At 35.0% G+C, this 13,689-nt stretch carries 11 protein-coding genes; all 11 read right to left on the bottom strand.

What is annotated here, in order from left to right:
- Positions 1-1,418, bottom strand: a 1,418-nt coding sequence (locus tag ACW9JY_RS07625; RefSeq protein ID WP_457283913.1) for a methyl-accepting chemotaxis protein, incomplete at its 3' end; no start/stop codon positions are given.
- A 79-nt stretch (positions 1,419-1,497) separates the two neighbouring features.
- Positions 1,498-3,768, bottom strand: a complete 2,271-nt coding sequence (locus ACW9JY_RS07620; RefSeq protein WP_457283912.1) for a glycoside hydrolase family 3 C-terminal domain-containing protein — start codon at positions 3,766-3,768, stop codon at positions 1,498-1,500.
- 56 nt (positions 3,769-3,824) lie between these two features.
- Entirely contained in the window at positions 3,825-5,165 is a 1,341-nt protein-coding gene (locus ACW9JY_RS07615) for a GH1 family beta-glucosidase (protein WP_457283911.1), read from the bottom strand.
- 101 nt (positions 5,166-5,266) lie between these two features.
- Positions 5,267-6,073, bottom strand: a complete 807-nt coding sequence (locus ACW9JY_RS07610; protein ID WP_103078372.1) for an ABC transporter ATP-binding protein — start codon at positions 6,071-6,073, stop codon at positions 5,267-5,269.
- On the bottom strand, positions 6,066-7,091 hold the full coding sequence (locus tag ACW9JY_RS07605; protein ID WP_103076673.1) for an ABC transporter ATP-binding protein: 1,026 nt from the start codon (positions 7,089-7,091) through the stop codon (positions 6,066-6,068). The genes ACW9JY_RS07610 and ACW9JY_RS07605 overlap by 8 nt, the downstream gene beginning before the upstream one ends.
- Positions 7,091-7,924, bottom strand: a complete 834-nt coding sequence (locus ACW9JY_RS07600) for an ABC transporter permease (RefSeq protein WP_103076672.1) — start codon at positions 7,922-7,924, stop codon at positions 7,091-7,093. The genes ACW9JY_RS07605 and ACW9JY_RS07600 overlap by 1 nt, the downstream gene beginning before the upstream one ends.
- Position 7,925: 1 nt before the next feature.
- Positions 7,926-8,936 carry an ABC transporter permease gene (locus ACW9JY_RS07595; protein WP_103076671.1) on the bottom strand — a complete coding sequence of 337 codons (1,011 nt, stop codon included), beginning with the start codon at positions 8,934-8,936 and terminating at the stop codon, positions 7,926-7,928.
- A gap of 95 nt (positions 8,937-9,031) precedes the next feature.
- A complete protein-coding gene (locus ACW9JY_RS07590) occupies positions 9,032-10,762 on the bottom strand; it encodes an ABC transporter substrate-binding protein (protein ID WP_103076670.1) in 1,731 nt (576 codons plus the stop codon).
- Between the two features lie 276 nt (positions 10,763-11,038).
- Complete coding sequence (locus tag ACW9JY_RS07585) at positions 11,039-11,518, bottom strand: GNAT family N-acetyltransferase (protein WP_103076669.1); 480 nt, start codon at positions 11,516-11,518, stop codon at positions 11,039-11,041.
- A 4-nt stretch (positions 11,519-11,522) separates the two neighbouring features.
- Complete coding sequence (locus tag ACW9JY_RS07580; protein WP_457283910.1) at positions 11,523-12,782, bottom strand: carbohydrate ABC transporter permease; 1,260 nt, start codon at positions 12,780-12,782, stop codon at positions 11,523-11,525.
- Complete coding sequence (locus tag ACW9JY_RS07575; RefSeq protein WP_103076678.1) at positions 12,782-13,663, bottom strand: ABC transporter permease subunit; 882 nt, start codon at positions 13,661-13,663, stop codon at positions 12,782-12,784. The genes ACW9JY_RS07580 and ACW9JY_RS07575 overlap by 1 nt, the downstream gene beginning before the upstream one ends.
- Between the last annotated feature and the right edge of the window lie 26 nt (positions 13,664-13,689).

The following is a 13,689-nucleotide window of genomic DNA, read 5'->3' as shown; positions in this document are numbered from 1 at the left end:
TGACTTTCTTTTGTCCTTTCTACCGCTTCTTTCACCGCTTGACTTATACTTTCTATCGTTTTGCTTCCTTCTTCTGCCGCTTTACTTGTTTCCTCTGCTTCTTCACTTAATCTTTGCGCGTCTTGGGATACACCTTGTGCAGCCCTTGCTACTTCGTCTACACCTGAGGTTACTTCTTCTACGTTTCCTGCCGTTTCTTCCGTACTTGTTTGTATCTTGTCCATCTGGTCTTTGAGTTCTTCTGAGTTCTTTCTGCTTTCTTGTGATGATCGTGTTAGACTTTCTGATGCGTTTTCTACTTTGTCTGATGCCTGCCTTATTGACCCCATGGATCTTCTCAATTCTTTACTCATTTCTGATAGAGCGTTTGCCATCTGCCCTATTTCGTCTTTGCTTTTACTTTCAAAGTTTACCGTTAAGTCTCCTTCTTTGAATTGGTTTATCTTATTTTTGAAGTCCAACAGTGGTTTCGTTATGCTCCTTATTAGATAGATAATCATGATTATCGATACTACGAAAGCTACTATGGTTAAAACGGCTGTCAAGGTTATAGCCCTGTTGTTTTCTTCTATGAGTGATGGACCTAACGTGTCTTGTTGGACCTTTAATTCATTTCTTTGTTCTTCTAATAGGTTGAGTATCTCTACTCTTGCTTGTTCCATATGCCCGATTATAGGCTCTTGGGATTCTATCGTTGTGACTATTTGGTTGAATGTGTTTTCTAAATTGTTGAGACTTTCCATTAGCTCAGAAAAAGCATTTTTAAGTTCATCGTTGGTTAATCCAAATTCTACAAACGCTAAATTGTCTTTAAAGGTTGAGAACATATTTAATACATTGCTTTTATCGCTTGAAGATTTAGAAGAGAAATATTTTTTAACTTCTTCGTTGATATTTTGGACTGTTACAACAGGATCTTCTGATAATAGTGAAAAAGCCAAAACACTATATTGTTTAGTTAAAGTATTAAAATCATTTAGTTGTTGAATAAGTAATTCGCTTAGCTTATTGTATTCCGAAAGAAAAGTATTAGCCTGAGAATTTAATTGTACAATTTGATTGAAATTAAATTCATATTTATTTAAAGATTCATTAATATAAACTAAAGAGGTAGATTCTTCCGTGGTGTCAAGCAAATTGTTCATATATGATTCTATTTTGGATAAATTATCTCTAAAGGCGTTTTCGAAATTCTTTTCGTAATTATCTAAATAATCTTTAAAATTCAAAGAAGCTTCAAAAAATGCTGTTTCTACTTCTGTTATATTATTAACTTGATCTGACAAATTTTTATAAGATTCCAAACCAGCATTTGATTTGGTAAGAGAAGTGGTATTGAAAATTATAGAAAGGCCGAACAATATGAATATGATTATTACTATACTTATTATTCTTTTGCCAATGGATCTTGACTTCATAAGAGATCACCTTCCCCTTTTTTATTTAAATAAGTGATCAAAGCAAAGAGACGATCTTAGAGATCGTCTCCAGAGTTCTTTATCTCTGTTGATTCAGTTTTTTAAGAAGCTCTTCCAGCATTTCTTCGGTGAATTGTCCTCTTCCAAAGTTTATTAGCCCTCTCAGGGGCAGATACTTCATCATTGATAAAACTAACTCTTCATTTCTGTGTTCATCGACAGGGAAAATTTCTGAAACCTGATCTTGCATCATTTCTTTTAAGATTCGTGAGCCAACAGGGTCTTCCATTAGGTCGCCAATCGTGGAATTTCTATGGAACTTCTTAGTTATTGTTTTTGTGGAGTTGACTTTTACTTTTTCTTTTAATATTATATCTTTCGATGATTTTCCAACCAATAGTTCAAACTCTCCACTTTCTACGTACCAATCCTTTATCTCTGTGTTGTAGTAAGCAAAAGCCATTTTATCCAAGGTAAAAATTACAGTTTTTTCTTCGCCGGGTTCAAGTTGTATTTTTTCAAATCCCTTTAGTTCTTTTTCTGGCCTATTTACTTTGCTTTCTATGTCTTTTACATACAATTGAATTATTTCTTTGCCTCTGATATTTCCTGTATTTTTAACTTTCACTTTAACGTTCAACGTTTCGTTATCGTTTATTTCCCTTTTATCTATTGTTAGGTCGGTATATTCAAAATTGGTGTAACTTAACCCATATCCAAATGGAAATAACGGATCTATTTGTTTTTTATCATAATATCTGTACCCTACAAATACGCCTTCTCGGTATTCAACCCTATCATCTTCCCCTGGGAAGTTTAGATAAGAAGGATTGTGACTGAGTTTTTTTGGAAATGTTTCTGCCAATTTCCCAGAAGGATTAACTTCACCAAAGAGGATATCTGCAACAGCTCCTCCCCATGCTTGGCCTCCTAGGTAACTTTCTAGTAGCCCTTTGACTTTATCAACCCAAGGCATTTCAACTGGGGCACCATTACTTAATACCACTACCGTATTTGGTTGAACCTTGGTGATTTCTTCAATCAACTTGTTATGGCTTTGGGGCATCTGCATATGTTCTCTATCGTACCCTTCTGATTCGTATCTTTCAGGTAGTCCTGCGATGATTACAGCGACGTCAGATTCTTTTGCAGATCTTTTAGCCTTTTCTATAAGTTCCTCATCGATTTCATCTGAGTTAAGATGGTATCCTTTTTCGTAAAGAATTTTAGATTTTCCTTGAGTTATTTTTTCCATCTCTTCTAGTAGATTATCTATTTTTATAGGGTTTACATGCGAACTTCCACCACCTTGATATCTCGGTGATGTGGCAAATTCTCCAATTATGGCTATCGTTTCTTCTTTTTTAAATGGAAGTATATCGTCTTCATTCTTCAAAAGTACCATGCTTTCTCTTGCGATCTTTCTTGCTAATTGATGGTGAGCTTCTTTGTCATATGTTGCGTTTTGTTTCCTGTGATCTATTGCTTTAAAAATGATTTTTAGTAGTCTTTCTACAGTTTCATCCAGTACCTTCTCTTCTAATTGACCGTTTTTTACGGCTTGTATAATTTTATTGTCTCCTATTCCAAAACTTGAAGGCATTTCTAAGTCTAATCCTGCTTTTAATCCGTCTACCCTTTCGTTTACTGCCCCCCAATCGGATACAACGAATCCTTCGAAGTTCCATTCTTTTTTCAGTATATCTGTCAATAAGTATTTGTTTTCAGAAGCATGCGTACCGTTCACTTTGTTGTAAGAACACATTACCGTCCAAGGCTTGCCGTTTTTTACTGCCCCTTCGAAATTTGCTAAGTAAATCTCTCTTAGGGTTCTTTCATCTATTACTTCATCTACACTCATTCTTCTGTGTTCTTGATTGTTTGCGACGTAATGTTTCAAAGAAGTTCCTACTCCATAACTTTGTACAGCGTTTATATATGCTGTAGCCAGCTCTGTTGATAAGAATGGGTCTTCAGAGAAGTATTCAAAATTTCTTCCACACAATGGAGACCTTTTAATGTTAATAGCGGGACCTAGTATAATATCGACTTCTTCAGCTTGACATTCTTCAGCTAAGGCTTTTCCTTCTTCTTCTATTAATTTTCTATCCCATGAACAAGCTGCTGTAGCGGCTGTTGGGAAACATGTGGCGGGTACGCTGCTTTTCAACATACCTTCGTCATTGGTGTTAGCTTCTTTTCTTAAACCATGAGGTCCATCACTCATCGTAATTGAAGGTATCCCTAACCTTTCAATAGGTTTGGTGTGCCAATTATCTAAGCCTGAACATAAACTTGCCTTTTCTTCAAGCGTCATCTGAGAAATCAACTTCTTTATGTCTCTCTCCATATTTTTTCACATCCTTTGGTTTACTATTAAAAAAGCCTATTCTTTTAAGAACAAGATTAGAATTCAAAAGAATTATTCTTAATAACCTGTGAATACCATTTGCCGCTATCTTTTATAATCCTTTTTTGAGTTTTGTAATCAACGTACACTATTCCAAACCTCTTTGAATAGCCCCATGCCCATTCAAAATTGTCTAATAAGGACCAGGCGAAGTATCCTTTTAGCGTAACTCCATTTTGAATCGCTCTTAATGCTTGTTCAAGATGCTGCTTTAAATACTCTATTCTTTTTTCATCGTGTACCTCTTGGTTGACTACTTTATCATCAAAAGCAGCACCGTTTTCAGTTACATACACTTCTTTTGGATTGTACTCTTCTTGAACTCCTTTTAGTATTTTATAGAAACCTTCAGGGTAAATTTCCCATCCCATTTCTGTTTTTGGAAGACCTCTTTCAACGGTTTTCCCACCTAGAAATGATTTTGTATCGGTCTTGACAAGATCTCCAGAGTAATAATTGATGCCTACAAAATCGATTTTTTCTTTTATTTCTTCCAAATCATTTTCGTAATTATGAGGTAAAAACTCAGAGGCATGTTCTTTTATTCCCTTTGGATAGTCACCCTTGTATATTGGATTCAAAAACAATGGATAATTTGACCATTCATGTGCCAACCGTGCGGCATCTATATCTTCTTGTGAATCCGCAGCGGGATCATGGGAAGTATTTGATAAAGTTATTCCAATTTTTCCTTCTTTAATATTTTCTTCTCTGAACGCTTTAACTGTTTTTGAATGAGCTCGCAACTGGTTGTGGACAGCTGAGAAAGAGGCGTAAAGGTCTTTCATTCCAGGCGCATGTTCACCCATAAAATGGCCAACAAATGCCATTACCCAGGGTTCATTTAAAGTAATCCAATTTTTTACTCTGTCACCAAATCTTTGAAACATATAATCTGCGTAATCGGTGTACCAATAGGCGATGTCTCTGTTTGTCCAACCACCCAGATCTTGTAAAGCAGCAGGTAGATCCCAATGATACAATGTAACAAAAGGGGTTATGTTTGCCTTGAGTAATTCATCAACCAATCTATTGTAAAAATCAACACCTTTTTCGTTGATTTTACCTTTACCGTATGGGAAAATTCTTGGCCAAGATATAGAAAACCTGTACGCTTTTAATCCTAACTCTTTCATCAAAGCAATATCTTCTTTGTACTTGTTATAATGATCGTCTGCAACATCTCCAGTGTCTCCATTATATGTATTTCCTGGTGTATGAGAAAACCTATGCCAAATCGAAGAACCCGCTCCATCTACTAAAGGAGAACCTTCTATTTGGTAAGATGCAGTAGCTACTCCCCACATGAAATCCTTTGGGAAAACTTTTTCAGACATATTTTTATTCCTCCTATGTTGTTGTTTTTATTGTTTTTACAATCTCAAAAACTTACCTTAGCTCCCCTTCGCCCCGCAGCCCACCCACATTTCATTCTATGTTATTTTAAGATCCATTCTTCCGATAGTTTTGGTACATCCATCATTAATTGTTTTGTATATGGGTGTTCGGGTTGCGTTATTACTTTATCAGCATCTCCCCTTTCTACTATTTTCCCTTCATGCATGATGAAAAGTCTATCACTGACATAGTAAGCCAGACCAAGGTCGTGGGTTACGAACATGATAGTTGTACCTTCCGTATCCCTTAAACCTAACAATAACTCCAAAATCCCCGATCTTAAATTTGCATCGATCATAGAAGTTGGTTCGTCAGCTAAAAGTAATTTTGGTTTTATCAAATGAGCCCTTGCTATCATTATCCTTTGCCTTTGACCACCGCTTAATTCAAAAGGATATTTATCTGCTACTTCTTCAGGTCTTAGATTAACTGATTCCAAAGCTTCGTAAACCTTTGCCATTTTTTCTTGTTTCGTGAAGCTGTTGTCAAATAACTTGAAAGCATCTATTAAAACTTTTTTTACCGGGGAAAATATATTGAACGAGGCGTAGGGATCTTGAAATATTGCTTGCACTTTTTTCCAGTAAAGCTTTTTTTCTTTCCCTGTTAAACCTGTTATATCCTGACCCTCAAAAATAATTTTTCCCTTTGTTTCTTTTAACAACCTGAGTATTAGTCTAGTTACCGTTGTTTTTCCGCTTCCACTTTGTCCAACAAGAGAGACGATTTCCCCTTTTTTTATAGAAAAAGTGACGTTATCTACCGCTTTTACAGCTTTTTTTCCACTTCCAAATATTTTGGTCAAATTCTCAACTTTTACTATATCTTCACTTGAGTGATTAGACATACGGTGTCACCTTCTTCCCTTGTGTTAAAATATGGTTTATTCTAATGCATCTTACAGATCTTTCTCCTACTTTAGTTAAAGTGACATCTTCTTTTTTACAATCTTCAATTGCCAAAGGGCATCTATCTGCGAACCTACATCCTTTTGGAATTTTCCTTAAATCAGGTGGTGACCCAGGAAGACTTGGCAGTTTTTTACCTTTTATACCTTTTTCAGGGACTAAAATAGACTGCATTAATGCTTGTGAGTAAGGATGAATAGGATCGAAGATTACATCTTTCATATTTCCTATCTCTACAAATTCTCCGGCGTACATTACAGCGATACGGTCACATATATGTCTTAATATGGGTAATTCGTGAGTTATAAAAATTATACTTTTTACTATTTTTTTATCAAAAAGATCTTTAATTAATTTAATTACTATTTTTTGCGAAGTAACGTCCAATGCAGAAGTTGGTTCATCTGCTACTACAACTTCTGGGTTCATTATTGTGGAGATTGCGACAACTACCCTTTGTTTCATACCACCGCTAAGTTCTAAAGGGTAGAGGTTTAAAACTCTTGGGGGCAAAGAAAGAGATTCAAAACGTTCTTTTGCCAAATTTAAAATCTCTTTTTCTGTCATATTAGGATCGTGTTCTTTCAGTAGATCTATAACAAAATTTTTGATTTTTATTGTTGGATTCAAGGCATTCATGGCACTTTGAGGGATATACGAATATTTTTTCCCTAGTATATTACTTCTCAACTCATTTTCTTTTTTTTGCATGATATTTTCATTGTCTAAAAATACTGATCCACTTTCATACTTCAAAGGGGATAAAAATAAGCCTGATAAACTCATTGCTAAAGTAGATTTACCACAACCTGATTCACCGGCTATTCCCAAGATTTCTCCTTCATATAGGTTAAATGAAACGCTGTTAACCGCTTTTATTTTTTCTCCTAACCTTGTTTGATAATAGGTTTTAAGATTGTTAACTTCTAAAATAACCTTTTTTGATTCCAACCTCATCAACTCCTAAGTTTGGGATTGAATAATTCATCCATCCCCGAATTCATAAAATATAGAGAAAATGTTATTAAAGCTATGACTATAGCTGGAGGTATAAAAGCCCACCAGGCACCTGACCTAACAGACTCAAATAATAATGCCCATGAAAGCATTGTACCGAGTGATACTATATTACTTGGACCCAGTCCCAACATACTTATTCCCGCTTCGTTTAAAATACCAGTGGCAACTTGGAGGATAAATGCCATGAATATATAAGATAAGATATAAGGCATTATTTCGCGTATTATAATTTCTACGGTACTAGCACCATTTAACCTGGCTATATCAACATGTTCCCTGTTTCTTAAACTAAGTGATTGCGCCCTTACGGCACGAGCGGTCCATGGCCAAGAGGTTATTCCTAATACTAATCCCATAACAAACAGGGACCTGCTTCTTAAACTAACCGTTATCAATATCAGTATTATGAATGGAGGTATAACTAAAAATATATTAGTTATTGAATTTAATATGTTATCAGTAGTTCCTCCTTTGTACCCGGCAAAAAGGCCTATAGTTATACCTATTGTTGTCGCAATGACACCTGAAATTAATCCTATAATCAATGAAGATTTCATCCCGTGAATAAGCTCTACAAATACGTCTCTTCCAAAGTTATCTGTTCCCAACAAGTAAGTTGAGGAAGGGGGCTCGTACATAAATCCAACCATCTCCAATGGATCTTTTGGTGAAACAGCAGGGTATATGAAGGCAGTTAGGAATAAAAACATAAAAAGTCCAAAGCCTATTAAAAATTTTGGAGATTTCAAAAGTAATTTTATTGTATTCATATTAACCCTCCTCCGTTTGCGCAGCTTTAATTCTAGGATCTATTAGTCCGTAGACCATATCCAAAATAAAATTAGCAACTAAAACCATCAACGCTATTATAAGTGTTGAACCTTGGATCATTGGATAATCTAGTTGTCTTATTCCATTGAATAGCCATGTTCCCACTCCAGGGTATCCAAAGACTATCTCTGTGATCAAAGCTCCTCCTACCATGGTACCTAAACTTATTGCAAGCCCTGTTATTTGAGGAAGAACTGCATTTTTGAAGACATAGCTTTGAATCTTCTTATCTTTAATACCTAACATCTTACTGTAGGTAACGTAATCTGTATTTAATTCATATATTGACATCTCTCTCATACCTATGGCTTGTCCTCCTATTGTTACTAAAACGATGGAAATAAAGGGTAAAAAGTAATGATGTAAAACATCAATTGCAAAAGTCCAACTCCAAGAAGGGAGCAATGTTCTGCTGTAACCACCGCCAATTGGGAACCATCCCAAGTAAACTCCAAAAAAATATAGTAATATGATTGCCAAAGCATAATAAGGGATAGAATTAACGAATAATGCTACTGGAAAAATAGTTTTGTCGAAAACCCCTTTTCTGTAAGCAGCAGCGGCCCCCAGTAAGTTCCCTAATATCCAACCTACAATTATTGCCGGAAATTGTAAAAAAATAGTCCATACAATAGCGTTTCCCAAAACTTCGTTAACAGAAAGAGGGTACAAACTGAACGACGTTCCTAAATCACCTCTAAAAACATTCCCTATGTAGTTGAAAAACTGAATAGGTAAAGGTTTATCCAATCCAAACTCTTCCATGAAAGATTGATAGACTCTTTCTTGTGTCTCACTTGCTACGGTTCCAGACATCATTTTACTTACTATAACTGAAATAGGATCTCCGGGGATGAGTCTTGGTAAGAAAAAATTCAAAAATAAAGCCAAGAAAAAAGCTAGTAGATACCAAAAAAGTTTTTGAAAAAAATACTTCGTAAATCCTTTCACATATTTCACCTCTCGAAAGTATATTTAAAAGAGTTCATGGGGGCTATAGCTTCCCCCCACGAACTCTCGGCTAAATCGATTGACGGTAAATTACTTTATTTAACAGGTTCTAAATGCCACAACATTTCCATCCCTGCACCTACCAAAGGCATCGGTGGTGCATAAGGATTTTCTGCGTTTGCCCAACCTGTCCAGTAAGTTTCATTGTATTCATAAAATGTCTGAGGTCTATACATTAACGGGAACATCGGTATATCTTCTCTGTATAGTTGATCTAACTCTGTATAGAGGTTTTTTAATTCTTTTTCGTCGGTTACTTTTGGAATCATATCGATGAGTTGATCAGCCCACTCGTTTTTATATCTTCCAAAGTTACTGTATGCAATTTGTCCAACTTCGGGAACACCTTTTGAATAAAGAGCTATTTGGAATCTCAACCAAGGTTGAGCAGGTCCAGGTTGTGAAGGTGCCCACATTGTCATATCGAAGTTACCTGTTTGTCTGTTATCATAGGCTATAGGTGCATCAGGGAAAGATGTTTGAATGTCTATACCTACTGCTCTTGCAGACTGTGCCACGATTTGTAAAGAAGCATTCCAGTCTGTCCAACCATATGGGCATTCTACTGTAAATGGGCCTAACCTTGTTCCATCAGGCAGAACGTATATTCCATCTTTACCTTTTGTTGCTCCTAGATCTTCTTCTAATATTCTAACAGCTTCTTCTGGATTGTATTCCCACCCGTATTGTTTTACCAAGTTTTCATCGAAGTATTTTGCTTCTCCACCATATGGCATAATAAGACTAGCTTGAACCTTAGGAGAATAATTGGACATAGCTAGTTCGGAAATTCTTGCGTAATTTACCGAATATGCAATAGCTTTTCTAACTTCAGGCAAACTAAGAGGATATTTGTTTACGTTAAACCACAACGAAGGCATCGTTGCAGGCATATGATAAGGGATTTCGTCATACCATGTACCAACAGGAAGACCTTTCTCTTCCCACATTTCCCATATTCTTGGCGTGAATTGTTGAGAAACGTCTACTTCGCCGTTTTCAAAAGCCAAACTACCTTCGTCGTTACTTTTGAAAATAGGATGCACTATATATTTGGCTGCGGGTTTTTTTCCACCGTGTAAAGCTTCGTTTCCCCAATAGTTATCTACTCTTTCTAAAATTATAGTTTCTGGACTTTCATAAAATACTTTGTATGGACCAGAGCCTACAGGATTTTCATTTCTAAACTGTCTAATTTTGGTCAAATCATAATTATTTTCTGCTTCAACCTTAGACCAAATATGTTCTGGAAGAATGAAGGTAGCTCCAATTGCGTCTTCTACCATCAATCTATTTGGATTGTCTGGTTTCATCTCGAAAATAACTGTATGGTCATCTACCTTGTAAACATCTTCCAACCATTCCCAAATCTGTAGACCTAAGGGATATTTTTGCCCTAATTTGTAGGAATATACAACATCGTCTGCAGTAACAGGTTCTCCATCGTGGAAATAGGCTTTTGGATTCACTTTTACCTCTAATCTTAGTTCATCAAGCCACTTATAGGATTCTCCCAAAATAGGAACATACTTTCCATTGAGAGCATCCCATGTGAATAGTGTTTCATATATCCAAATATGTTGTCTAGGATCAGAAACAAACGTCATTGGCGAACCTGCAAGCGGATTATCCGTTGTTGGTGGTCCCCACTGAAAACCTGCGACATACACTGCTTCTTCTCTGGGGATTTGGGTTACTTGAGCGAATAATACGCTTCCCATAACCAAACTTGCCAATAAAAGAAACACAACAAACACTTTTTTCATACTCTTTTCACCTCCAATATTTTTGTTACACACTATCAAGGAAAGGCCTTTCCAAGAAAAAATAATACTAAGTTCCCCTATCTCCCTTTAACATCCCAGCTTAATTTCAAAAAGGTGGAAGGTGCTCGTAGCATTGAAAATACATGTTTTACCAGATCCCAATATAATACTACTCTGAAACATGTTACATCGCAAATCTGATTATGGGTAATGAGAAGCGATTAGGAGTAATTATTTTAATTTATTTAATAAAAACTCTGATTTTTGTAGTTTTTCTTAACTTTTCAACATGCCCTTATAGATTCCCGGATCAGAGTTTTCTATCAATGTAGCGTTTGCTACTTTTTCATAAAATTTAGCAGGACCAACTCCTCCGATTATGGCATATGCATAACCACTTTCTTCCATACTCTTTAGAGCTATTAAAAGCAAGGCTTTCCCAATATCTTTTCCTCGGTAGTTTTTGTCTACACCCATTGGACCAAAAAAATTTTTGCATGTAGCATCAAAACAAGAAAAACCAATAATTTTGTTCTTATCTTCGTCTACAGCTATGAAACAACTGATAGGTTTGTTAGAAAAAGATACATCACATTCACTTGCCCAATGATCACCGAATTCTTTTTTGATCCAATCCAAAACGATAAATTTTTCGGGTGCTTTCGCTCTCCGTACTGTTAGTTTTGAATCTTTTAATTCAGAAAATACCTTCTCATCATAATTCAAATCGTAAAGTTTTACAAGCATATCTGCCATTTTTTCACCCCTTTACGCTTCCAGCTGTGATGCCAGAAATAATTTGTTTTTGAAATATCAAGAACGCTATCATAATAGGTAACCCAACGATCGTTGTTGCAGACATAAGATAAGGCCATTGTAATTGTGTTAATTGCTGATACAAAGCAAGTCCAACTTGCGCGGTTCTCATTTCCCTGGAGGATGTTAAAATTAAAGGCATAAAAAGGTCATTCCAAGTTGTTATAAAGGTATTTATTCCCATTACTGCTAATGCTGGTGTTGAAAGAGGTAAAATGATTTTAAAAAAAACAGTAAAAGGTCCCGCTCCATCAACTACCGCAGCCTGTTCAATCTCTATTGGAAGTTGTTCTATATATTGTTTTAGTATAAAGATTCCAAAAGGAGTAACAAGTTGAGGTAATATTAATGCAAAATATGTATCTAATAAATTTAAATTCTTCATTAGAATAAAGATAGGAATAGTTGTTGCTTGGAAAGGTATCATCATTGTTATCAACACAATAGCAAAGAGCACATTTTTCCCTTTGAAATCTCTCCTTGCAAATGCATATGCTACCATGGAAGAAAATAAAAGGTTTGAAATAAGAATTGTTCCTGAAACTATAAAACTGTTTAACATATACCTTCCAAACATTTCCTCGTTCCATACAATAATATAATTCAAAAGTGTAGGATATTGATTCTGTATTTGAATATCATCGATTAGGAAATCGAAATCTAATATTCCTTTTTCATTGTTCAATATTATAGAAATTCCCGTAATGTACTTCAAATTTATTTGTTCTTTGTTCAAATCCTTTTTTGAAATCATTATTTGTTCCCACTGCCCTTGATTATTATACAGAAAAGGAATTCTTTGCGAATTTCCATTAATATCTTCAAAAATCACAAAACCGTTGTTGATTTCTGAGGTGTCCAATTTTATCCAGAAATTAAAATTATCCATTTTTCTCAGATCCCTAGTACTTCCTATCATTTTTATACCGGGATTTTTCTCGCTTTTTGATTCAATGAGTAAAGATTGAGAAGTCTCAGGAGATTCTTTAACCAGAGAGTAGTTTGTACTTCCTAAAGGAGAAATCGTTCTTTTTAAAACACTCATATAACCGGCTTCAAAATCATTAAGATAGAATTCTTTAACGATATTTGTCATATTTCCTTGAGGGATGAACGAGGTGTAAATCATGATCACTAAAGGTAATAGAAAAATTATAAGAATCATAAAAGAAATTAAAAAAATTATATTTTTTTTGATATTCATTAATATTCACTCCTAAGGACTCTTTGTTGAATTAATGTTATAATTAAAATTATTATGACTAAGATATAAGCCATAGCTGAAGCATATCCCATCCTGAACTGCCTGAATCCTGTCAAATATAAATAATGTACAATTGTTTGTGTAGAATTCAAGGGGCCTCCGCCTGTCATTGTAAAGATTTCTGTAAAAATTTGAAAAGATCTAATCGTGTTTATTGCAATCACAAAAAAGAGTGTAGGTTTTATTAGAGGAAGGGTTATTTTAAAAAATTTATCGGTGTTCGAAGCACCGTCAATAGAAGCTGATTCGTAGAGCTCCTCAGGAATGCTCTGTAGACCAGCCAAAAAAATTATGGTATAATAACCAATAGCTGCCCAAACGTTCATAATCATAATAGATAATAGAGCTGTATCTGGTGATGCCAACCAACCTGTATTTTTTTCTATTCCTATTGTTTGTAGTAAGTAATTTAATATTCCATCAGCACTGTAAATGTATCGCCATATTGTAGAGATAACAACCATAGACATAACAGAAGGTAAAAAGAATCCAGCTTTAAATAATCCTTTAAATCTAACCATTTTACTATTTATTAGGACAGCTAATAGAATGGAAATTACTGTAGTAAAAGGAATTGTACCGATTACAAAAATAAAAGTATTCCTCATAGCTTTCAAAAAGATTTCATCTTTGAATAAAGAAAAATAGTTTTTCAATCCTACGAAATTCATTTCCGGGCTTAATCCCGTATAATCTGTAAAACTTATTCCAAAAGAGAAAATTATAGGATATACAGAAAATATTATAAAAGTTATAATCCAAGGAAGTAAAAAAACAAAAGTTGTTAAGTTATACTTGTTCTTTAATTTCAATATAAACACGTCCCCTTTTTTCTTTTTTTGTTTCA

The sequence above is a fragment of the Petrotoga sp. DB-2 genome (assembly GCF_054051725.1).
This window is presented reverse-complemented; position numbering and strand designations above follow the sequence as displayed.